Below are 22,695 nucleotides of genomic sequence, written 5' to 3'. Positions count from 1 at the left end.
GCTATGAGCCATAAGGCTGCCGCGATGGCGATCGGGATCAGCCACAGCAGAAGCCGCTTCGATTTTCGCATATCAAATCACCCTTTTATTAGCAGGTCTGATGAATCATCTCTTCGCTGCCGATATGCAAGGGCTTTAATCTACTTCCACGTCATGGCGGAGCGGAGATTCGGCATTCACCTGTTTATCCGGACCTTTTTCTTTCGGAACCAGACGCTCGTCTGTTCTGCCTTGATGGTGGTTGTCGAAATCATACTCCGCCAGCCGCCACTCCGTGGAGCCCATCTGCGGATCGAACGGGAATTCCTCTCCTCGCTTCAGGTATTCCTCCCGTCCCCATTCATTCGTGTACGTTCCGTCCACGTCCACCCCTTCTCTCGAAATCGGGTGAAGATTCTTGTCTTTACCGGACATGTCGCATGCTCCTCTCAGCTTGATTTTAAGAAATGATTCATATGGCATAAAGTAACCAGAAAGAGGGGGGACTATCCGCCGAAATTTGCATGTTAGCCAGTGAATAGGCTTGGAAAAGGCACAAACGCTTTCTTGCGAAGAAAGAAGAGGTTTGCGAATTGCCAGCTATTCGGCGGAAGCCGCTGCGGATTTCAGGGTATCAAGGATGTGGCGTTCCAGCAGTACCCGCGGATTCTTCCAGCGGCTGACCTTGCTGTCGGCCGTAAATACGACGACCGCATCCAACTGGGGAAAAAGGTAGATTTGCTGTCCTCCATGGCCGTGGGCGAGCGCATAAACCGATCCGTTCTGAATGCCGGTCCACCATTGGAACCCGTAATCGCCGAAAGCGGGATAGCCTTTCACCTGCGGAGCGAGCGCTTGCTTAAGCCAGGTTTCAGGAATAACGGGCTTGCCTTGCCACTGTCCCCCGTCCAGGCAGCATTGACCGAATTTGGCCATGTCGCGGGAGGTAAGATACAGGCCGATATGACCCATGCTGTGGCCCTCGGGGCTCGGGGACCAGGCGGCATGGCGAATGCCGAGCGGCTCGAACAGATATTGCCGGGCATAGGTGTAGGCGTCCATTCCCGTGGCCTCGCTAACCGCAACGGAGAGCAGGTGGGAATCGGTGCTCCGGTATTGGAATCGGCCCATTTCCTGTTCGACGACAGGGAGGGATAGGGCGAAGCTCGTCCATTTCCGGTTGCGATGGAAACGGTGGATGAGCGGTTCCCCGAGCTTTTTACCGGTTTGCCACGCAAAGCCCGAGGTCATCGTCAGCAGATGATGAAGGGACACGTTGCGCAATAACGGATGAGCTCGCTGGGGAACGTAACGCTGAAAGATATCGGTCACGGAGGCTTTCAGGTCAGGCAGCTCGCCGCGTGAGAGGGCGATGCCGCAAAGCGCAGACGTAAAGCTCTTGGTGGCTGACCTTAAATCATTCAGCGAGGATATGCCGTGGCCGCCGTAATAGCGTTCGTAGATAAGTTTGCCGGCATGAAGGAGGAGAAAGCTCCGCATTTTCGGATATTGCTTCTGTATGATCAGGTCTACCCGATCGAGCACGTCGCGCCGAAGGCCTGCGTCTTCAGGCTCCGCAACGGGAATAGGCGGGCTTGAGGCAACGGGGGAATGCAGGATAGTCTGTGACTTCACCATGATATAATGGCCTCCTTGTATCTCATCTTCTCAAATCTTTGATTCCGGTGACGGCATTCGCCGCTTGCAGCCGGCAGGATCGTTCAAAAGTATCTTAACCAATTCTGTGCGCAACCGATGACGCTGCGAAAAAACATAGTACAGAAAAACAATTTTTGGGAAAGATGAAACAAACAGAGGAATATGATATAATATATTAATGATTCAGTTGCATGCTGTTAGGGTATGTATAGTGTCAGGTGCATTGGTAAGTTGCTGAATATCAACCTAATGGTCACCGTAAGAACTGCAATATGGCTTCAACTTAATGAGGTAGATCTTTTCGGCATTCTCTTTAAACGGAGTAATTTATTCCACACGTTTTGGGAGGGATCCATCATGGCAACGAAAGGTCACAATGAGGTTAAGGAAAGTCTGCGGGAAATGACACGAATTTTCCGGCCTAAAGATCCGAAAAAATTTGTAAAGGAGTATGTCCGGAAGTACCATATTATGGGGGGCTACGAAGAAGAGCTTACTCTTGTTGTTGAGCATGAACTTGGCAAGCTGAATTCCTCCGTTTCGTAACCTGTAACAGCACCTGGTCTATAGAAATATCACAGACACGCATCGCATCTTCACCTTGTTAACGACTAATGACATGAACCATTTTAGCGCCTATGGTTAAACCGTTTTTGGGACAAATGTCCCGAAAGCGGTTTTTTTGCGTTTAGCCGTTTTTTCAATCATGGTGTCTTCCTATTACGCGGAAAGTCTGCTTCTCGGGGCATTTTGCATCGGTCCCTACATATATTGTTAGCAATCGATCCGATAAGGATATAAGGGAGTGGGCAGATGTGAGGATACAGCTTAGACGGAAGGAAGAGATCGGACATATCCGCGAGGCGGGGCGCATATTGGCCGCCTGTCACCGTGAAATAGCGAAAGTCATCGAACCGGGGATCACGACCAGCGAGATCGATGCCAGGGTCGAGAAGTTTCTGGAGAGGAACGGGGCCTTCCCCGAGCAAAAAGGATACAAAGGTTTTCCTTACGCGACTTGCGCATCGGTCAACGAGGTGGTGTGCCATGGATTTCCCGACCAGCGGCCGCTGCAATCCGGGGATGTCGTCACCATTGATATGGTGGTGAACAAGGACGGCTGGCTGGCCGACTCCGGCTGGACTTACGCGGTGGATCAGGTTTCCCCGGAAGTAAGGCAGCTTATGAAGCATACGCACGAAGCGCTGTTTAAAGGGATCGAGGCCGCGCGGCATGGCGCAACCTTGGGTGACGTCGGCCATGCGATCGAAAGGGTCGCTGAGAGAGAAGGCTATGGGATCGTCAAACCGCTTGTCGGTCATGGCATCGGCCGCGCCATCCACGAGCCGCCCGATGTGCCGAACTATGGAAATCCCGGAAGGGGCCTCAAACTCAAAGCAGGCATGGTCATTACCATCGAACCGGTATTCACCCTGGGCCCTTCAGGAGCGGTGTTCTGGGGGGATGACGGCTGGACCATCTCCAGCGCGGATGGATCGGTGGGCGTCCAGTATGAGCATACGATTGCCATTACGCGTGGAGATGCTGTTATTCTGACGGATTAAGATGCCGAAAAATATACCATAATAATAGGAGGCATTCTTTGCAGGGCCGGTTGCGGCTTTCGAGGAACACCTCCTTCATCATGTTTGTCCTGGTTGACAGGGGGAAGGGCTGCATACAGATTCAAAAAGGCGGAAATGACTGTATATATAGCTATGAAGGCTGTCGTTGACGGGATGTGAAGAATGTCGAATGAGGGGGCGCGGGGTGGAAGGTACGCTTTGAAAGCGATTGCAAAATCAGTAATGGCGCGACTTTGACGACTTTTCGAACAATTTGTGAACTCCCTGTGAATGATTGACAAAAGCAACCCATGAACTTATATTTAATAAGTGATTGCTTTAATTGACAGGATTACTTCATCCGTGATTGTGCAGGTAGATTACCGCTGTTTGCGCCGGATGGTAGTCTACGAAAATCGGAAAAGTGGGGTAGATCAATGATGAAACGGTGGCAGGCTGTAAAGCGTCTTCTTCCTTTGATGGCCATGTTTGCTTTGGTGTTATCCGGCTGCGGCCGAGAGGATTTGTCGGTCTTAAGACCACAAGGTCCGGTAGCACAAGGTCAACTGGATTTAATTAAGCTCTCCATTTCGATTATGATCGTCGTAATGGTTGTGGTATTTGGAATTGCCGCATACGTGCTTGTTAAATTCCGTAGAAAAAAGGGACAAGATGAAATTCCTGAGCAAGTGGAAGGTAACCATAAGCTTGAGATCATTTGGACGGCGATTCCGCTGCTCTTGGTGCTCGTGCTTGCAGTTCCTACTATTCAAAAGGTATTTGCTTACGGAGAGAACGACTGGAACAATCCAGATGCAGTTAAGGTGGAAGTTACTTCTCACCAGTTCTGGTGGGAGTTCAATTATCCAGACTACGGCGTAAGAACGGCTCAAGAGCTGGTTGTTCCCGTAGGCAAGAAAATTGCATTCCAATTAAAAACGAATGATGTGCTTCACTCCTTCTGGGTACCATCGCTCGGCGGCAAGATGGATACAAACACGGAAGGCAGCGTTAACTACATGACTCTGGTTGCTGACAAAGCGGATACATACATTGGTAAATGCGCGGAGTTGTGCGGTCCTTCTCACGGTTTCATGGAATTCCGGGTGAAAGCGGTTGACGATGCGGCATTTGACAAATGGGTGGCGGCATTCAAAGAGCCAGCCGTGCTTCCTGCGGATGCGGCACTCGCCGAGAAATTCAAGACCAACTGTCTTTCCTGCCACGCTGTGGGCGACCAAGGCGGAGCGATGGGTCCTAACCTGACCGGCATTGGATCCCGTGAGACGATTGCGAGTATCTTGCTGAACGACATAAGCGGCAAACCAGGCACTAAGCCGACGAAAGACAACCTGGTGGAATGGCTGATGGAGCCTCAGGCTGTAAAACCTGGCAACACGATGCCTAATCCGAAGGATCTCGGCTTCAGTGACGAAGAAATCGAGCAGATTGCCGATTACTTGGCCAATTATAAGTTGGATTATTAATACAGCAAGAACTTTAAAAGGGGGTACAAACCTTGGCTCACGCTCATGCTTCTAGCCATAGCGTCAAACGCTACACGGGGATCATGGATTGGCTGACAACCGTCGACCACAAGAAAATCGGTATATTATACCTGATCGCGGGTGGTTTCTTCTTCGGGATAGGCGGTATCGAAGCGATTCTGATTCGCTTGCAGCTGATCAAGCCGATGAACGATCTGGTATCGGCTCAAGTATTTAACGAATTGATTACAATGCACGGAACGACGATGATCTTCCTTGGCGTTATGCCAGTTATCTTCGCCTTGATGAACGCGGTCATCCCGCTTCAGATCGGCGCACGCGACGTCGCGTTTCCGTTTCTGAACTCGCTCGGATTTTGGACGTTCTTGTTCGGTGGACTTTTACTTAACCTGAGCTGGATTATGGGCGGCGCGCCTGATGCGGGCTGGACGTCCTATACGCCGCTCTCCACCAACGACTATTCGTCCACGCACGGCGTAGACTTTTACACGATAGGACTTCAGATTGCAGGTCTCGGTACGTTGATCGGTGGTATCAACTTCCTGGCTACCATCATTACGATGCGTGCGCCTGGCATGTCCTTCATGAGAATGCCGATGTTTACATGGACGGCGTTCATCACTTCGGCCATGATTCTGTTCGCATTCCCTGCCATTACGGTAGGTCTAGTATTGCTCAGCTTTGACCGTTTGCTCGGTGCCAATTTCTTTGATGTTGCGGCAGGCGGAAGCCCTGTATTGTGGCAGCATATTTTCTGGATTTTCGGACACCCTGAAGTTTACATTCTGATTTTGCCGGCGTTCGGTATTATCTCAGAAGTTATCCCTACATTCTCCCGTAAACGTTTGTTCGGATACAGCTCCATGGTATTTGCAACCATCCTGATCGCCTTCTTGGGCTTCATGGTTTGGGCTCACCATATGTTTACGACAGGTCTTGGACCTGTAGCGAATGCGCTCTTCTCCATCGCAACGATGCTGATCGCCGTTCCTACCGGTATCAAAATCTTTAACTGGCTCTTCACGATGTGGGGCGGCCAAATCCGCTTCACCAGTGCAAACCTGTTTGCGATCGGTTTCGTACCGACGTTCGTAATGGGTGGGGTTACCGGCGTCATGCTGGCTTCTGCTCCTGCAGACTTCCAGTTCCATGACACATACTTTGTTGTAGCTCACTTCCACTACGTTATCGTTGGCGGTCTGGTATTCGGTCTGTTCGCCGGCCTTCACTACTGGTGGCCAAAAATGTTCGGCCGTATGCTGAACGAAACGCTGGGCAAATGGACGTTCTGGTTGTTCGCAATCGGCTTCCACATGACATTCTTCGTACAGCATTTCCTTGGATTGCTAGGTATGCAGCGGCGGATTGTCTCGTACTTGCCGAACCAGAATTTCGACGAGCTTAACTTCATCAGTACCATCGGTGCAATCTTGATGGGGATCGGCGTATTGCTCTTCTTGGCTAACATTGCCGTCACTACAAGAAAACCGGTTGGCGTTGCAGCGGATCCATGGGAAGATGGACGCACGCTCGAGTGGAGCATTCCGTCTCCACCGCCAGAGTACAACTTTAAGCAAATTCCGCTCGTTCGCGGCATTGACGCTTACTGGAAAGAGAAGATGGCAGGCAATAAAGAGATGACACCATCCGAGCCGGTTGGTCCGATCCACATGCCTTCGCCAAGCATCCTTCCGTTTGTGATGTCACTGGGTCTGTTTATCGCGGGTCTTGGTTTCATGTTTAGCACGGAAGACTTCTCGAATTCGTTCATGAGCTTAATCTTCAATAAATATATCGTTCTGATTGTTGGTCTTCTGATTACGTTCGCGGCAATGATCGCTCGTTCCCTGTACGATGATCATGGATATCACATCGAAGTTGAAGAACTGGAAGGGGAGGGTAAAGCATGAGTCACGCTGAACATGTAAACGGCGAACTTCCTCACGAGCCCGAGAAGGCAACACTCGAAGGCCGTAATAAGGTTCTTGGTTTCTGGCTCTTCCTCGGTGGAGAGGCCGTGCTCTTCGGTACGTTGTTTGCAACGTTCCTGGCGCTTCGCGGCCAGAACAACGAAGGTCCAACTGCTGCTGAGCTGTTTTCGCTTCCGATCACGGCAGCAGCAACGCTGATATTGCTTGTCAGTTCCTTGACCAGCGTGTTCGCCATTCAGGCGCTGCACCGTCATAATATCGAGAAGCTGAAGCTGTGGCTGATCGTGACCGTTGTCCTGGGTCTTGGATTCCTTGGCCTTGAGATTTATGAATTCTATGAATATGTTGTGCATGAATCGTTTAACATGAAGACGAGTGCATTCTCGTCTGCATTCTATACGCTGGTTGGCTTCCACGGCGCCCACGTTGCTTTCGGGGTCGTGTGGATCAGCCTGTTGATTGCTCAGCTGTACAGAAAAGGGTTAACCGTGGTTACAGCACCTAAGGTTTATGTGTCTGCTATGTACTGGCACTTTATCGACGTTGTATGGGTGTTCATCTTCTCGGTCGTATACCTTCTTGGAAAGGTGGGCTAAGGAATGACTGCGAATCAACAATCCAATGAGGGGCCTACAGTGAAACACCGCCATCGTGTGGAAGGTCCTGAGAAACACATTGTCGTCTTTATTTTCTCCATCGTCTTGACTGCGATTGCTTTTGCGGCTGTCGCAGCCGGTGGCATCAACACAGCATTTACGATCATCCTTTTGCTGGTTATGGCTGTGTTGCAGGTGTTCGTGCAAATGGGTTACTGGATGCACTTGAAGGACAAAGGGCATCTGATGCCAATCCTGTTCATGATTGGCGGCTTCTTCGTAGCTAGTACCTGTATTGTCATGGCACTGTTCTGGGTTTGGTGGTAAAATGAAAAAGAGGTGGGCTACTTCAGCCCCCTCTTTTTTTAAGTCGTAGGAAGGTGTCACAATTTCGACAGAATTTAACCCGTTTAGGGGAGGTTTTTGCATGCTGGGCTTAGAATATTTTAGTTTTGCAGATAAATGGAGTCCCTTGTTCCTGGCATTTATGCTGCTCGTTACGGCAGGCTACTTCCTGTTGACCGGGCCGCTAAGCAGTCGCTTTGAAGGGAGTGCTCCGGTTTCCGCAGGAAGGAAAACACTGTTTGTAGGCGGGATGCTAACGTTCTATCTCGCACAGGGTGGACCTATTGAACTGCTCGGGCATACAATGTTCTCGTTTCATATGGTCAGTATGGCCATGTCCTATCTAATGGCAGTGCCGCTCTTGATTCTGGGTATTCCTGTTTGGATGTGGCGCGCCTTCGACAAGGTCAATCCGTTTAAGAAGCTCGGTTTCCTTGCGCGTCCGATTGTTGCCGCGGTTCTGTTTAACGGCTTGTTTTCGTTTTACCACATCCCGGTCATCCATGACTTTGTCATGTTAAACTTCTGGGTGCACCGTCTGTATTACCTGATCCTGTTTATCGCCTCGCTGCTGATGTGGTGGGCCATCATTAAACCGATTCCGGAGAAGGACAATTCGTCAGGGCTTATGAAGATGGGATACATCTTTCTCAACATGGTCTTGCTGACACCGGCATGCGGGCTCATTATTTTCTCAAGCGAACCGATGTACGCAACTTATAGCGATCCAGTGGTATGGGCGAAGGCGATGGGCTATTGCGTTGCCGGCGATACCACCGCGTTGCTCAGCCAGTTCGGCGGGCCGGAGTTCTTCGGCTACCTGGAGCCCGCGATTGACCAGCGGGTGGGCGGGATCATCATGAAGTTTTTCCAGGAAATCATTTTTGCTTCGATGCTGGCCTATGTGTTCTTTCACTGGTACAAACGAGAAAATCAGGAAGACGATCCTTTGCCTGGCGAGATTCCTCCAGGCAAACTCAATCAGGCGTAACAGGATTTATTGAAGGGGGATCCATATGGATTGGTTTTTTATATTTCCCACGGTCAGTACAACGTTCATCGTCATCAGCGCCGTTCTGGTGGCGATTGGCTGGGGACTTATCATTAAAGGGAAGCGCGAGGCCCACAAGAAAGTGATGATCTGGGCGGCCATCGCAGCCGTCATCTTCTTTATCATCTATTCTTCGCGCACCGTATTCATCGGTAACACGTCATGGGGCGGACCTGATGACCTGAAGCCGTATTACCAGGTATTCCTGATCTTCCACATTGTACTGGCTACCGTAGCCGCTGTGTTCGGGATCACGACGCTGGTCCTCGGCTTCAAGGAGAAATTCTCCACGCACCGCAAGTGGGGCAAGGTTACGTCGATCATCTGGTTCTTTACGGCCATTACCGGCGTAGCTGTGTATACCTTGCTGTACCTGTTGTACCCGGGCGGACATACCCAGCCTGTATGGAAAGTCATATTTGGAATGTAATGGAGGAGAACACCCGTCAGAGAAATCTGGCGGGTGTTTTTTTGTTTGAGGGGCGGCTTATTCAAGGATGTTGATGGCAGAAGAGGGGGAGTGTATCCGTTCCGGTCGCTGTTGAAACCAGGAAACTGGGATTAGAGGAGGTGGTAGTTTCCCGGTTTCAAAGGCGAACGCCAGGTCTCCTCCACGGCTGCACTCCCCTTGAGCAGGGATACTGTTGAGTGAGCCGCCGCAGGGAAGGAACACCCGTGGTTATCTCAACCGGGTGTACTGTGTGGGCAGGACGGGGAGTGAACCCGTTCCGGTCGCTGTTGAAACCAGGAAATTATAAAATTTTACAACTTCTATTGACACTGTTTATATGCACACTATATACTGTGTATAAAGATATACACAGTGAGCACAGTAATCACACTAAGCACAGTGTAACTCAGACTGTGATGATAGAACGAAATGAATGTATGAAGGAATGAAAGGGTGAGACGCATTGCAACAGGTTTTCCATAATGCGATGAAGATCGTGAAGAAAGACTTCGCAAGCGATAAGCTCCAAATCATATGGACGATACTGTTCATGCTGTACATGGGGTTTGCCACGAGCGTCGTCATAAACGTTCAGTTCGAGCATCTAGACGAATACAATAACCCGTTTGTCGATTTTATCATGGTGCTTTTTGCTCCTTTTGTAGGATTTTTATTTAACAGAAAGTCCTTCAAATATTTGAACGAGGATTCATACACCCGAATGCTGTACTTCTACCGGAGCATACCGGTGCCGGCTTCCGCTATTTTTGTTAGCCGGATCATTAATTCCCTGATCGCTTTTGCCATCAACAGCATCGTGTTTTACGGAATCATCTACGCTATAGGCAATCACCTAAGAAGCGTGATGGATATTCCAAGCTATATCGCCTTTATGCTGACATGGGTCGGGGTTGGATTTTTATTAACGGGACCTTATATTTACTGGGAAAGTATGAGCAGCGGCAAGGTGTATCTAAGGAATACCGTTATTTTGAATTTTTTCATTGCGGGATCGGTCGCTGTACTGAGCCTGCTGGGTTACAGCATATTCGAATTCTCAGCAAACGCCGCCATGCAATGGGGCCTGTTATCTCCGGTGATGTGGGGTGCGCTGATTGCGGGATTGGCGTCCATGCTGCTCATGAGCAAGTTAACCTACACGCGGCAGCAGACCAGGGATTTATCATGAAGGACCTTAAGATGAATCCGTATGGCATGCAATGGCACGGGCTTATGTACAAAAGAAAAGCGAGGTGGTAAAAGGTGCGACTTCTGATACAGATCAATGAAAATAGCGCAGAGCCTTTATATCACCAGATTGAAACACAGCTGCGCTCGCTCATTATTAGCGGTCAAATCGAGGAGGGAACGTTATTGCCATCCATTAGGGAATTTGCCGGAGATCTGAAGTGTAGCGTCATTACGGTGCGCAGGGTGTATCAGGATCTTGAGAATGAAGGGCTGCTGCGAACGAGGCAAGGTACCGGAACTTTCGTTGCAGGCGTCGGCGACCAGGCCCGAGAACAATATAAACGCGATGCGGTCATTGAGGCATTAAGGGATGCTGTAGATAAAGGGCTTGCCGTTCAATTCAATGAAGAAGAGATGAAAGAGATGTTCATGGAAGTTGTCCGGGAAAAATATGATGCCAAAGGAGGTCGCTAACATTCCATGGAACCGCATGTTATTGAATTTCGTAATGTCATTAAACGGCGAAGAACGAAAACCATAGGCCCGATACAATTATCGATTCCCCAAGGATATATCGTTGCCCTGGTGGGGCCTAACGGCTCGGGAAAAAGCACGCTGCTGAATATGATGATGCAGACCGTGTTTCCGGACGAAGGCGAAATCACCTGGTTCGGCGAGTCTTACCGAGGAGAGCTTCCGGTCTCGATCCGTAAACAGATGGGATTCGTTCCTGAACAGCTAAGCATAGAAGAACAGCATATGACGGTGGATGAAGCGGCCAGCTTTCGCGCATCCTGGTATGACGATTGGGACGGTTATTTTTTCGATGAGCTTCTATCCCGGTTCGATGTCCCGCGGGGCGTCAAACTGCGCAAGATGTCCAAGGGGGAACGCCGCAAGTTCGAGATTGCCGCTGCTCTGGCGCCAAGGCCCAAGTTCCTGCTGCTGGATGAACCTTCCTCGGGTCTGGATCCCTTCGCCTGGAAGCTGATGATCGATCAGCTGCACAAAGTGATGAAGTCCATGGATACAACCATCGTGCTCTCCACCCATGTGGTGGATGAAATCCGGCGCCTGGCCGATTATGTTATTCTCATCCATCATGGGAAGATGCTCGGCATGGTGGAGAAGGATTCGCTGCTGGACAACTGGAGGGAATGCTGGATTCAGGGAGATGCCGCCATTGTAGAGGAACTGCCGGGTATTCTGAGCTTTAAGCAAGAGACAGCGAGCACGATTTCTTTTATAACGACGGAATGCTTGGAAGTGGAGAGGATCTTGCAGTCTGCAGGCATCCCGTTTATTCAGACCCGTTCCCTGGAGCTGGATGAAGTGCTTCGATTATGGATTGACGGAAACATGCCTGCCAATGTGCAGAACTAGGATAGAGAGGGGTTTTTAAAAGATGCAACGATTGCAATTAGACAATGTAGTTAAGATTTATGCAGACAAAACGGCAGTAAACCGGATTTCGCTTCAGGTTGAGGAAGGTGAAATCTACGGGCTGCTCGGGGCGAACGGCGCCGGCAAAACCACCACCATGCGGATGGTGCTTGGACTGATCTACCCGGATGACGGTACGATCCTGTACAACGGAAAGCCTTACAACAAGGAACTTCGCCACATTATGGGGTACTTGCCGGAAGAACGCGGGTTATACCCGAAAGTGAAGGTCAGCGAGCAAATTTCCTACTTGGCTCAGCTGCGGGGCATGTCTCCAAAAGACGCCGACAAGAGTTTGAAGTACTGGCTGGAACGGTTTGAAGTTCCCGACTATTACGACAAGAAGATCGAAGAGCTGTCCAAGGGCAATCAGCAAAAAATGGGCTTTATCGCAGCGGTTGTCCATGACCCGCAAATTCTCATTCTCGACGAAGCCTTCAGCGGACTGGATCCGGTTAACGTCGAACTTCTGAAATCAACGGTAAAAGAACTCCGAGACAAAGGAACGAGCATTCTGTTCTCCACTCACCGGATGGAACACGTTGAGGAACTGTGCAAAAACATTACGATTCTCCATCGCTCCAATACGGTGGTAAAAGGGAATTTGAAGGATATCAAATCCAAGTATCCTCGTGAAGAGGTGGTGCTCGGTACGTCCGGTGAAGTTCGGGGGCTTGAAGCCCTGCCTGGCGTAACGGCGGTGGAGCGCACAGAGGACGGCTACTCCATCCGGATCAGTCAGGTTGATGCAGCGCAGAACATTTTGAATACGGCCATGTCGCAAAGCACAATCCATCGGTTTGAAGTGAAGGAGCCGACACTCAATCAAATCTTCATAAAGGCGGTAGGTGAATCCAATGAATAATATGTGGACCGTTATCCGATTTACGTTCATGAATAAAGTAAGAACGAAGTCGTTTCTCGTTTCAACCTTGATATTTGCACTCATTATTACGATCGGGATCAATCTTCCTTTTCTGATCCAAATGTTTACGGGGGATAAGGCTGGATCCGACGAGACCACCCGCATCGGGCTGGTATATGGACAAGAACAAACGCTTGCCGAACAATTGGAGACAACTTGGAGCAGCTTACCGGCTAATTCCTACGAATTCGTCAAATACGAAACGACAGATGAAGCTGCCCTGAATCAAGACATTAAAGACGGCGTAATCGAAGGTTATTTGAAATTTGAAGCGCAGGAAGGCAATACATTCCCAACCGTGGTCTACAGCTCCGAAGACGAGGCCATGAGCCCGGAACTGCAATCCAATCTGCAAGCAGCGCTGCAGGTGGCAAAGACGCGCAGCATCGTAGAAGGACTCAATTTGTCCGATGCCCAAATCAATGAACTGAATACGCCGGTTCAGATTGACGCCCGCAGCATTAGCACGAATCCATCAGGCAATGCAGACGGGGCTTCGGATGAGAAGGAAGGGGCTTCCGAGGTTATCAACTACATTGTGGTTTACGCTCTGATTATTCTGTTCTTCTTCACCTTGATGGGTACGGGCAACATGATCGCATCCGAAGTGACGACAGAGAAGAGCTCCCGCATTATGGAGATCTTGATTACAAGCGTATCTCCGCTGAGCCAAATGTTTGGCAAGGTCATCGGCATGTTCCTGCTGGGACTGTCGCAGATCGCCGCATTCGGCATCGTGGCCGCCGTGAACCTGATGCTTCCGCACAACCTGGATACATTGAAGGAGATGAATCTCGACCTGAGCGCGATCGATCCGATGCTGCTGGTGTTCGGTTTAATCTTCTACATCCTTGGCTATTTCTTGTATGCGATGCTTTATGCGGCCATTGGTTCGATCGTCAGCCGTACCGAGGATTTAGGGCAGGCGGTCATGCCGATTACGATGCTGTCGCTGGTGGCGTTCTATATCGCGATCTTTAGCCTGAGCGCTCCAAACTCGATGCTGATGAAGGTGTCCTCGTACATTCCGTTCATCTCGCCGACCACGATTCTGGTACGGATCGGACTAGGCGACATTACCGTATGGGAGATTCTTCTCTCGCTGGCGATCCTGGTCGTGGCCATTCTCGTCTTCGGCTGGCTGGCTGCGAAAATCTATCGCACCGGCGTCCTGATGTACGGTAAACGCCCTACGTTCAAGGAGCTTCGAAAAGCAATGAAAGCATACAAGATGTAAAGCAATGCAAGTAGTGTTTGGGCTGCTGGAACAAAAAAGTAGAGTTAACGGGGGCGCCATACCGACGTCGGTATGGCGGACATAACCCCATAAAATGAATCTCGTGCTGCACGGCTATTCTTTATCGCACCAGACTACACCAAAATAAAGGAGTTTACATACATGAAAAATTGGAAACGCATGCTCTTGTCTCTCACGATTTCGGCGGGATTGCTTGCCACGTCAGTGCCTGCCATGGCAGCGCCGCAGCAGCCGGCTGTGAAAGTGAATAACCAAGTTGTCGAATATTCGCTTGGTACACCGGTTATAGAAAAAGGCACGACGCTTGTTCCGCTTAGAAGCACGCTCCAGGCTCTGGACGTGAAGCTGACGGGGGCTGCAGATGATACCATTACTGCGGTGGTGGACGGTAAGACCATTACCTTAAAAGGCAAACTGAAACGAATCAATGGCGTAACTTATGCGCCCATTCGGGTTGTCGGGGACGCAGCCGGCTATGAGGTCAAATGGAATGCAGCAACCCGTACCGTTCTGCTAGTTTCCAAGGCGACGGAAACCGCGCAGACCGGCGGCCGCGGGTTTATATGGGAAGTAGAGAGCAACGGGAATACTGTGTACCTGGTGGGCTCTATGCATATCGCGGATGACAGCTTCTACCCGCTGCGTCCAGAATTTGAGGAAGCCTTTGCCGAAGCAGACTATCTCGGTGTCGAGGTTGATGTCAGCAAAGCAGCTGACGAAGCGCAGCAGCAGTTGATCATGGATATGGGCATGTATAAGGATGGAACAACGCTCAAGGATCATGTGTCCAGCGAGACGTACGCCAAGCTAGGCAAAATCCTGACGGAGAGCGGTATGAAGCCGAATGCCTTGGATGTATTCAAGCCTTGGGTAGTGGAAACCACGATCAGCAGCTTGAAAGCGGTGAAGGCTGGATACGAAGCCGCTGCTGGAATCGATCTGTATTTCGTCCAGAAAGCGATCGAGCGCAAAATTCCGGTAATCGAGCTTGAATCCTATGAATTGCAGCTCGGCATGTTTAATGGCTTCTCCAAAGAGCTGCAAGAAAAGAATCTCAACATCGCCTTGGATAATTTCGACGTCCTGGATGACGGTGTGGAGCAATTGGCTGAAATGTGGAAGACGGGTAATGATGAGGCGCTGCTGGAGTTCACCAACAGCATGGCCGCTGATGAGGAATACAACAAAGCGATGCTGATTGACCGAAACATCGGCATGGCCGAGAAAATCGACGGATACCTGAAGAACGGCAAAAAAGAAGAGTACTTCATCGTGGTTGGCGCAGCCCACTATCTGGGTGAGCATGGCATCGTGAAGCTGCTTGAGGATAAAGGCTATACCGTTGTTCGTAAATAGATAAAAGCCATCGCTTGCGAATTATGACTCGTTTCTAACATTCAAAAAGCGAAAACCTTCCAATGATCGAATGACGATCATTGGAAGGTTTTTTGTTGTTTCCGTATTTTATTACATAACTAGAAGCAGTTCCAGCAGCCCCTACAGCAGCAATATGGCAGCGCCGATCATCGGGGTAAGGACCATGCAGGTTTTCAGCCAGACAACGGGTACGCGCTTCGTAAATTTTGCTCCGACGTACGACCCGGACATCGTCCCGACCACAACGGCGGCGAGCAGTTGAACATCCAGGTATCCGATGGAGAAGTATCCGGCGCCTCCGGCCAGCGCAATCGGCATAATGACCAGCATGGTCGTACCGGCAGCAAAGCGCAGCGACATGCCGAGGACAAGCATGAGCCCGATCTGGATGAACGGGGTGGAGCCGATTCCGAACAAACCCGATAAGGCACCGGTGATCAGTCCGATGAGCAGCGCCTGCAGCCAGTACCGGAAACCCTGGACAATCGGTGGAGCCGAGACCTCGGAAGCCTGGGACCGCCGAGAGACGTACAACATCCTGAACCATAAGGCCAGTCCGGAGGCGAAGAGCATCCCGGATGTCATAAAGCCCAGTTGATCCTCGGGAATCAGCGAGGACCAGCCTGAGCTGACCCACGCCCCTGCCGCACCGGCTAAGCCGACGACGGCACCCGTTCTCAGCACCATATTCCCTTCACGATAATGACTGACCGAACCGGAAAGCGACGAGAAGAACATCGCTGCCAGTGCGGTACCCAGCGCGGTATGGATGGGATAACCGAATACGACCGTCAGGATGGAAATAATAAAACCCGATCCGCCTGCGCCCACGAAACCGAGGAGTAGTCCGAGCAGCACCATAACGAGGGCGATTTGGATCAACAACATCAGGCCATCCTCCAAACCTGATGGGGCACGCCGATTCCGGCCGGAACCGGCAGGTCCTCTCGAACGCAGCTGTTTCGGTCCAGTACCATGGTGGGGTGCCCGCTCCCATAGACGGGCCAAGCCGGCAGCGCACGAATATTCGGCTCTCCGCTTTGTACGAATGCGACCCATGCTTCCCGCATGGCGCGTGCCAGCGCATAGCTCTCGGCGGCTACGGAATAGGGATCCTCATTGGAGTGCCATTCAGCGGGCATCGCATTTCGGTTGAATGCCGCGCCGATGATACTGCCTTCATACCCGTGTATCGCGCCGAGCGAGCCGCCGCATTGGAGCCGATACATCCATACAGGAGTTCCTGACGATGCCACGGCTTCTGCAAACTGCATCGCTCCGATCGTATAGAGATGTTCGGTCAATGCTTTGCTCCACGCTTCACCCGATGCCATCGATTGCTCATAACAAGCATAAGCATTCCACGCCACAGCGGCATTCTCTCCGAAGAATCGTTCGAGCGTCTCGAAAGCCGGGGACTGAAGCGCCGGATCGTTATGGATAAAAATAGCCGCTTCATTCTCATTCGTGCCGATCAGCAGCGGCGGAAGGCCGGCGTTCCCGGCTAGACTCGCCAGTGGATCCAACGGAATGACATGGCCGTCGGCAACCGGGCCGAACATATGCAGGCTGCGCGAGGTGTCGGAGCCGATCGCCGACTGCGCTTCGATGATTCTCTCCGCAGGAAGTTCAAGCAGCTGATGCGCCTGTGCTTGCGGTAACCCCAGCTCTTCAAGCAGCCTAAGAGTCGTGACATTGGCGGTTTGGCAATCCCGTATCGACTGCGTTGCGCCGCTTTGGGCAATGGCCCGGTGAAATAAGCCCTGTGCCGCTTCCATCACGTAGAGGGTGGCGGTACATTTGGCCCCGGCAGAATTGCCGATGACGGTTACCCGCGACGGGTCGCCGCCAAATACGGCAATATTCAACCGAACCCATCGGAGGGCAGCTATGATATCAAGCATGCCATAGTTTCCGGAGGTTTCATACTCGTTGCCGAGCAGGTCTCCCAAATACAAAAAACCTAATGCACCAATCCGGTAATTGATCGATACGTAGACGATCCCATCCTCTGCTGCGTAGCGGGATCCATCGCAATCCGCTCCGTTTCCCGACACGAACCCGCCGCCATGGATATAAACCATGACCGGTTTTAATTTCTCGCTGACGCCCGTTGTCCACACATTTAAGTTTAGGCAATCCTCGGACTGAACAAGCCCGGGCACGTTCCCGTTCGGCTGATGCTGCTGGGGGGCGATCGGCCCGAATTGCTTGCACGGCCTTACGCCCGTCCAAGCGAGCGGAGGGGCCGGAGGCTTGAATCTGCGATTGCCTACAGGTGCGGCAGCATAGGGGATGCCCCGGAATACATGCACGCCGTTTAAATCGGCGCCTTCCACTGTGCCTGATAATGTTTGCACGATCAAGTCGACCGTCTCCTATCCTTACAAGATGAGATTATTATATCTTGTTTCTATGATGAGCCCTAATATATATTAGATTATATAAATGATAACTGATGAGTTATGTATCAAAGAAAGTTGGAATGAGATGGAACTGTTGCAATTAAAGTATTTTCAGACTGCTGCCCGAATGCAGCACATGACGAAAGCAGCCCATAGCCTTCATATATCGCAGCCGGCATTAAGCAAAATGATCGCATCGCTAGAAACCGAGCTGGGAACCAAGCTGTTCGAGCGGGAACGCAAATCCATACGTCTGAACGAGCATGGCAAGCTGTTTCTCCATCAAGTGGATATTGCGCTGCAGGCGCTGGAGGACGGAAAGCTGCAGCTGCAGGATGCCAGCGGCAGCACCTCCGCCGCCATCACGCTCGATGTGCGCGTCTCCTCGCATTTGCTGCCGGATCTATTGGCTGATTTTCGCAAAGAATGCCCGAATGCCGAGTTCCAATTGCAGCAGCATGTTTTGTCATCCGTAGGGATGCCGAGCTTCGATTTATGCCTGTCCGATGGCGCAGAGCCGCCGAAGGGAACGACCTCGGTGTGCTTGCTCGAAGAGGAGATCGTGGTTGCGGTACCCGCTGACCATCCGCTTGCGGATCGAGATCGGGTCAGCTTGCGGGAGCTTAAGGAAGAGAGCTTCATTACGCTGCCTCCGGGCAAATCGCTGCGTGAAACGACCGATGCGTTCTGCCGCCTTGCCGGCTTTACCCCCCGCATCCGATTCGAGAGCGACGACCCCGCCACCGTCCGCGGTCTCATTCGAGCGGGTCAGGGCGTCGCCTTCCTGCCGGTCGTGACATGGGGCGGATCAACCGGGCCCGATGTCGTCCAGCTGAGGCTCGAAGAAAGCTGGTGCAAGCGCTCGATTTCCTTGTCTTGGCCCAAGGACCGATACCTTATGCAGACGGCGGTGCTGTTCCGGGATTTTGCCATTCGGTACTTTGCTCGGCTGGCCGAATCGCACCGGCAGAACATGGCTCGGAGAGAGCTCTAGCCTGTACCGACCTGACCGTCCACGGCGTGAGATTTTAGTGAATTGAAAAGCGAAAAGGAGCGTCACAAGTGGAAACCAAACAGCCTCCCAGGCTAACCAATGAGAATTACCGATTGCAGCCTCGCGCGCCTGTTCAAGTATTTCACGGCATTCATCCGGGGACGATTCCGCTGCATTGGCATGAATTTTACGAGCTGAGTTATGTAGTTGGGGGAGAAGGGGAGCATAGGCTCAACGGCTCCGCGTATCCGCTGTCTTCCGGAACCCTCTTCCTGCTGACGCCGGCCGACTTCCATGAGCTGGTGTCCAAGGAAGACAAGCCTCTCGAAATATACAATGTCATTTTTACCGAGGCCATGATGGACGATAACCTGTATCACTGGTTGTTCGGAGGCAAGCTGGTGCTGCATGCACAGCTCGAGGAGATGCAGCACCGGCAGATATTCGCCGATTATGAACGGATGAGGGAAGAAACCGGAGCTTCGCGCGAAGGCAGCGAGATCGCGATTCGGGCTACGCTTCAGCGGCTGTTGGTGGATCTGAATCGGGGCAGTACCGCAAACTGCGCTTTGCCCACGAACGGGACCGGGAATCGGCAGCTCAACGTAAACCTGCAAAGGGCCTTGATCTACATTCACCACCACTTCCGGGAAGATTTGAGATTGGAAGATGCGGCCGCACAGGCCCAATACTCGGCTACGTATTTCAGCGAGTGTTTCTCGAAGTCCGTGGGACAGTCTTTTCAGCGTTACCTGCAAAATGTCAGAATGCAATTTGCCGAATCGCTGCTTCGGGCTTCCTCGCTGCCCGTCACCGAAATTTGTTACGCCTCCGGCTTCAATACGTTAGGGCATTTCGAGAGGGTGTTTCGTCAGCGAAAAGGGATGTCCCCCAGGCAGTACCGCCATCATGCAGGGATAGCCGAAGATATGCAGTATTTTTCCTAACGAATGCGCAGTATGGCTGTCACCGTCCGGGATATAATGGCCTCAGTTGGTGAAATCCTTACTTGACTGGAGGTTATGATGATGACAACGCAAGCGCTTTCGAAGCAGGAAGTTGAGTTTTATAAGGAGAACGGGTATTACCTATACCGGAAACCGCTCTTTAGCGCCGAAAAAATGCAGGTACTGACCTCCATCTTTGAAGAACAGCTCGAGGAGAAGGGCAGCAAGCTATCGGACGAACTGGATACGCCGCATTTCCGTGACGAAAGGCTGCTGGATTTCCTGTTGGCCGATGAGGTGCTTGATCTGGTCGAACCGATCATCGGACCGAATATCGGGCTGTGGTCGAGCCATTTTATCTGCAAAGATCCGCATATCGGACGCGCTACGCCTTGGCATGAGGATTCGGCCTACTGGAACGGAAGATTAAGCAGCTTCGACAAGATTATCACCGTATGGCTGGCAATCGACCGCAGCTGGAAGGAAAATGGATGCATGCGCGTCATTCCAGGCACGCATCATAGCGGGTTCTCGGACTATGAGGAGGTGGACGGGACAACGAATTTGTTCGACACCCAAATCAAGACCGGCTCGGTTGACGAGTCTAGGGCGGTTTATTTCGAACTGGAGCTAGGGGAATGCTCGCTTCACGATTCGCGCATCATCCATGGCGCGGCGCCGAATACAAGCCCGTACCGGCGCTGCGGGTACACCATGCGGTATTTCTCGACGGACGCGCTGGTTTATCCGGATAAGAATCCCGGTTTTAAGGTGTGGCTGGCCCGTGGAAAGAACATCGCCGGAACGAAATTCGTCAACGAATAACCCGGATGGGGATAAAGGAGCGTGCACGAATTGAACATTCAGCTGTATAAGGCCCTGTGGGGCATGGAGGGAAGCTGCAGGGACCAATTGACGAGGGCTACACAGGCCGGTTACACGGGAATTGAAGCTCCGCTGCCGCCGGCGAATCTGGAAGCCGAATTTAAGGATTTGCTGGAGGAATTTCAGCTTCATTACATTGCCCAGGTGACTACATCCGTGCCCCATCAAGACACCTTTGCCGAGCAGGCGCACCGGGCCGCAGCCTTCGGCCCGAAGCTGATCGTGTCCCATAGCGCCCGGGATGGCATGAAGATCGAGGAGCAGCTGCGTTTTTTCGAGGCTGCGCTGAAAATAGAGCAGGAGGTCGGCATCACCATCGGGCACGAAACCCACCGGTCGCGGGCGATGTTCACGCCGTGGACGACGCGCACCTTGCTGGAGGAGTTCCCGGAGCTGAGCATTACGGCCGATTTCAGCCATTGGTGCTGCGTGACCGAGTCCTTGCTGGAGGACTATGCGGAAGACATGGAAGCCGCCATACGCCGGACCGTCCATATTCACGCGCGCGTAGGCTACGCTCAGGGCCCGCAGGTTCCCCATCCCGGGGCGCCTGAATACGGCCGGGAGCTGACAGTCTTTGAAGCCTGGTGGTCACGCATTGTCCAATACCGAAGAGAGCAAGGGTTCAGTCACACCAGCATAACGCCTGAATTTGGTCCGGCCGGGTACATGCACACCCTCCCTTTCACAGGGGCTCCCGTCGCGGATCTCTGGGACGTAAACGAGTGGATGGCCAAACGCATTTCGGAACGGTTGGCGCCATAAATAAGAAACGAATAACAAGCCGGACCGTATAAAGGTTCCGGCTTGTTATTCGTTTCTTTGGGAAAGCCATCCCTGTAACCACTCATACACCCGCAGCCAGCCATCCATGCATGCCCCGGACCACGCACCAAGCCCTCAGGGAGGGACCCGCGCACGCGATGTACAAAAGAACCATATTGGGATGCTGTTGGAGCCGACTGAAGCTTCCCGCCTCACCTTACCGCGTTAGAATAAAACGACGCCGGCAGCGCCGGCCATAAGGAGAATCAACAACGGGTGGAGTTTGTATTTGAGCAGGAGAAATAAACAAGCTCCGCAAATCAGCAGCGTGGGAATGAGTCCGCTTAATACCCCGTCGCCCTCATCGGGATAACCAAAATGAATGGCCGCATAGACGATGAGTCCGGTCGTGACCGGACGCAAGCCGTATAACGAAGATTTCACCCATGGATTCCCCCGCATGCGGTAGAAGAAGGCGGAGAGCATCACGATGACGACCAGCGACGGCAGGATGATGCCGGCGGTCGAGACGACGGCCCCGGCATAGCCGGCGGTCTGATAGCCGATCAGCGTGGCGGCATTGGTGGCGATCGACCCGGGTGCCATGCCGGCCAGCGCCACGGTCTGCTGGAATTCCGCTGCGGTCAGCAGCCCTTTTTCCGTGATCTCCTTCTGAATGACCGGGATAACCGCATATCCGCCGCCAAAAGACACAAGGCCTACGCCAATGAATATCATGAACAAGTCCCAATACATTTCCTTCGCCCCGATTCGTTTCGCTCAAATGTAATATTCCAATTCCGGGCAGCTGTCGGCCGCAGCCTTCTTCTCGGTATCCGCTCGAAGTCCCAGCCGTATTTTGATCTGGATGACGGCCATGCCGCCGAGCAGGCTAAGCGCAATCAGATAGAGGGGATGGAGGCCGGTGAACAGCATCACGGATACGGTGGCAAGGGCGGTGATCGTTGTGGTGGCATCAAAGACGGCATATTTGGCCATCCGGTAAGCAGCCACCGCGATCAGCGCGATGATGGCGCCGTGCATCCCCTTTAAAGCCGCTTCAACCTTGGGCTGATCCCGGAAAAACACCGCAGCCGTGCTGATCAGGAGCACGATGATAAATGTGGGGCATGTCACGCCCAGCACGGCCGAAACGGCCCCGGCCAAGCCGGCTTGGCGATGCCCGATCATGGCGGCGGCATTCACGCCGACGCCGCCGGGAGCGGAACCGGCAAGCGAGATCAGCTCGCCGATTTCCTCCTCGTTCACCCATTTTTTCTTGCTCACCACTTCGCGCTCAATCATGGGCAGCATCGCGTATCCGCCTCCGAAGGTGGAAGGGCCGATGCGAAAGAAGGTCCAGAATAGCCGGGCCAGAAGCGTTATTTGTTCTTTCGCCCGGTTCATGTACGCGTTTAGC

General features: G+C 52.1%; 24 protein-coding genes. 18 read left to right on the top strand and 6 right to left on the bottom strand.

Annotation, left to right across the window (positions count from 1 at the left end; translation table 11 throughout):
• Window positions 1-135 precede the first annotated feature (135 nt).
• Together HMPREF9412_RS06230 and HMPREF9412_RS06225 are read right to left on the bottom strand one after the other, a co-directional pair.
• Window positions 136-414: a hypothetical protein gene (locus HMPREF9412_RS06230; protein WP_009590511.1), complete on the bottom strand. Its 279-nt coding sequence runs from the start codon at window positions 412-414 to the stop codon at window positions 136-138.
• Between the two features lie 165 nt (window positions 415-579).
• Window positions 580-1,617: a serine hydrolase domain-containing protein gene (locus tag HMPREF9412_RS06225; RefSeq protein WP_009590528.1), complete on the bottom strand. Its 1,038-nt coding sequence runs from the start codon at window positions 1,615-1,617 to the stop codon at window positions 580-582.
• 378 nt (window positions 1,618-1,995) lie between these two features.
• Here HMPREF9412_RS06225 and HMPREF9412_RS06220 point away from each other — a divergent pair, with 378 nt between their 5' ends.
• The 14 genes from HMPREF9412_RS06220 (at window position 1,996) to HMPREF9412_RS06155 (ending at window position 15,258) form a co-directional block, all read left to right on the top strand.
• Window positions 1,996-2,184: a hypothetical protein gene (locus HMPREF9412_RS06220; RefSeq protein ID WP_006208082.1), complete on the top strand. Its 189-nt coding sequence runs from the start codon at window positions 1,996-1,998 to the stop codon at window positions 2,182-2,184.
• 269 nt (window positions 2,185-2,453) lie between these two features.
• Window positions 2,454-3,203, top strand: coding sequence for a type I methionyl aminopeptidase (gene map, locus HMPREF9412_RS06215; RefSeq protein ID WP_009590504.1), 750 nt, complete (start codon window positions 2,454-2,456; stop codon window positions 3,201-3,203).
• A gap of 437 nt (window positions 3,204-3,640) precedes the next feature.
• Complete coding sequence (coxB, locus tag HMPREF9412_RS06210; protein ID WP_009590534.1) at window positions 3,641-4,690, top strand: cytochrome c oxidase subunit II; 1,050 nt, start codon at window positions 3,641-3,643, stop codon at window positions 4,688-4,690.
• Between the two features lie 83 nt (window positions 4,691-4,773).
• The gene (gene ctaD / locus HMPREF9412_RS06205) at window positions 4,774-6,621 is read left to right on the top strand and encodes a cytochrome c oxidase subunit I (RefSeq protein ID WP_374705894.1); all 1,848 of its coding nucleotides are present in this window, start codon (window positions 4,774-4,776) and stop codon (window positions 6,619-6,621) included.
• On the top strand, window positions 6,618-7,238 hold the full coding sequence (locus HMPREF9412_RS06200; protein ID WP_009590523.1) for a cytochrome (ubi)quinol oxidase subunit III: 621 nt from the start codon (window positions 6,618-6,620) through the stop codon (window positions 7,236-7,238). The genes ctaD and HMPREF9412_RS06200 overlap by 4 nt, the downstream gene beginning before the upstream one ends.
• A 3-nt stretch (window positions 7,239-7,241) precedes the next feature.
• Entirely contained in the window at window positions 7,242-7,565 is a 324-nt protein-coding gene (locus HMPREF9412_RS06195) for a cytochrome C oxidase subunit IV family protein (protein WP_012818913.1), read from the top strand.
• A 100-nt stretch (window positions 7,566-7,665) separates the two neighbouring features.
• On the top strand, window positions 7,666-8,574 hold the full coding sequence (gene ctaG / locus HMPREF9412_RS06190) for a cytochrome c oxidase assembly factor CtaG (protein WP_009590521.1): 909 nt from the start codon (window positions 7,666-7,668) through the stop codon (window positions 8,572-8,574).
• A gap of 25 nt (window positions 8,575-8,599) precedes the next feature.
• A complete protein-coding gene (locus HMPREF9412_RS06185) occupies window positions 8,600-9,064 on the top strand; it encodes a DUF420 domain-containing protein (protein WP_009590512.1) in 465 nt (154 codons plus the stop codon).
• A gap of 484 nt (window positions 9,065-9,548) precedes the next feature.
• Window positions 9,549-10,274 (top strand): hypothetical protein, encoded by a 726-nt coding sequence (locus HMPREF9412_RS06180; RefSeq protein WP_009590536.1) that lies wholly within the window; start codon window positions 9,549-9,551, stop codon window positions 10,272-10,274.
• Window positions 10,275-10,348: 74 nt separating this feature from the next.
• Window positions 10,349-10,750 (top strand): GntR family transcriptional regulator, encoded by a 402-nt coding sequence (locus HMPREF9412_RS06175; protein WP_009590531.1) that lies wholly within the window; start codon window positions 10,349-10,351, stop codon window positions 10,748-10,750.
• A gap of 6 nt (window positions 10,751-10,756) precedes the next feature.
• Window positions 10,757-11,659 (top strand): ABC transporter ATP-binding protein, encoded by a 903-nt coding sequence (locus HMPREF9412_RS06170; RefSeq protein WP_009590513.1) that lies wholly within the window; start codon window positions 10,757-10,759, stop codon window positions 11,657-11,659.
• 22 nt (window positions 11,660-11,681) lie between these two features.
• Window positions 11,682-12,584: an ABC transporter ATP-binding protein gene (locus tag HMPREF9412_RS06165; protein ID WP_009590529.1), complete on the top strand. Its 903-nt coding sequence runs from the start codon at window positions 11,682-11,684 to the stop codon at window positions 12,582-12,584.
• A complete protein-coding gene (locus HMPREF9412_RS06160; RefSeq protein ID WP_009590508.1) occupies window positions 12,577-13,881 on the top strand; it encodes an ABC transporter permease in 1,305 nt (434 codons plus the stop codon). The genes HMPREF9412_RS06165 and HMPREF9412_RS06160 overlap by 8 nt, the downstream gene beginning before the upstream one ends.
• 162 nt (window positions 13,882-14,043) lie before the next feature.
• Entirely contained in the window at window positions 14,044-15,258 is a 1,215-nt protein-coding gene (locus HMPREF9412_RS06155) for a TraB/GumN family protein (protein ID WP_009590533.1), read from the top strand.
• A 141-nt stretch (window positions 15,259-15,399) separates the two neighbouring features.
• Here HMPREF9412_RS06155 and HMPREF9412_RS06150 read toward each other — a convergent pair whose 3' ends face one another.
• Window positions 15,400-16,167 (bottom strand): sulfite exporter TauE/SafE family protein, encoded by a 768-nt coding sequence (locus HMPREF9412_RS06150; RefSeq protein ID WP_009590518.1) that lies wholly within the window; start codon window positions 16,165-16,167, stop codon window positions 15,400-15,402.
• Window positions 16,167-17,639: a carboxylesterase/lipase family protein gene (locus HMPREF9412_RS06145; RefSeq protein WP_254664009.1), complete on the bottom strand. Its 1,473-nt coding sequence runs from the start codon at window positions 17,637-17,639 to the stop codon at window positions 16,167-16,169. The genes HMPREF9412_RS06150 and HMPREF9412_RS06145 overlap by 1 nt, the downstream gene beginning before the upstream one ends.
• A 130-nt stretch (window positions 17,640-17,769) precedes the next feature.
• Here HMPREF9412_RS06145 and HMPREF9412_RS06140 point away from each other — a divergent pair, with 130 nt between their 5' ends.
• The 4 genes from HMPREF9412_RS06140 (at window position 17,770) to HMPREF9412_RS06125 (ending at window position 21,275) form a co-directional block, all read left to right on the top strand.
• A complete protein-coding gene (locus HMPREF9412_RS06140) occupies window positions 17,770-18,678 on the top strand; it encodes a LysR family transcriptional regulator (RefSeq protein WP_009590515.1) in 909 nt (302 codons plus the stop codon).
• A 68-nt stretch (window positions 18,679-18,746) separates the two neighbouring features.
• Window positions 18,747-19,625: an AraC family transcriptional regulator gene (locus HMPREF9412_RS06135; RefSeq protein WP_009590520.1), complete on the top strand. Its 879-nt coding sequence runs from the start codon at window positions 18,747-18,749 to the stop codon at window positions 19,623-19,625.
• Window positions 19,626-19,703: 78 nt separating this feature from the next.
• Complete coding sequence (locus HMPREF9412_RS06130; RefSeq protein WP_009590527.1) at window positions 19,704-20,450, top strand: phytanoyl-CoA dioxygenase family protein; 747 nt, start codon at window positions 19,704-19,706, stop codon at window positions 20,448-20,450.
• Between the two features lie 30 nt (window positions 20,451-20,480).
• A complete protein-coding gene (locus tag HMPREF9412_RS06125) occupies window positions 20,481-21,275 on the top strand; it encodes a sugar phosphate isomerase/epimerase family protein (RefSeq protein ID WP_009590530.1) in 795 nt (264 codons plus the stop codon).
• Between the two features lie 225 nt (window positions 21,276-21,500).
• On the opposite strand, the gene HMPREF9412_RS06120 is transcribed toward HMPREF9412_RS06125, so the two are convergent.
• The gene (locus HMPREF9412_RS06120; protein WP_009590507.1) at window positions 21,501-22,031 is read right to left on the bottom strand and encodes a chromate transporter; all 531 of its coding nucleotides are present in this window, start codon (window positions 22,029-22,031) and stop codon (window positions 21,501-21,503) included.
• A 24-nt stretch (window positions 22,032-22,055) separates the two neighbouring features.
• Window positions 22,056-22,682, bottom strand: coding sequence for a chromate transporter (locus HMPREF9412_RS06115; RefSeq protein WP_009590514.1), 627 nt, complete (start codon window positions 22,680-22,682; stop codon window positions 22,056-22,058).
• Between the last annotated feature and the right edge of the window lie 13 nt (window positions 22,683-22,695).

It is taken from the genome of Paenibacillus sp. HGF5 (assembly GCF_000204455.1).
Taxonomy (GTDB): Bacteria; Bacillota; Bacilli; order Paenibacillales; family Paenibacillaceae; genus Paenibacillus_AQ; species Paenibacillus_AQ lautus_A.
This window is presented reverse-complemented; position numbering and strand designations above follow the sequence as displayed.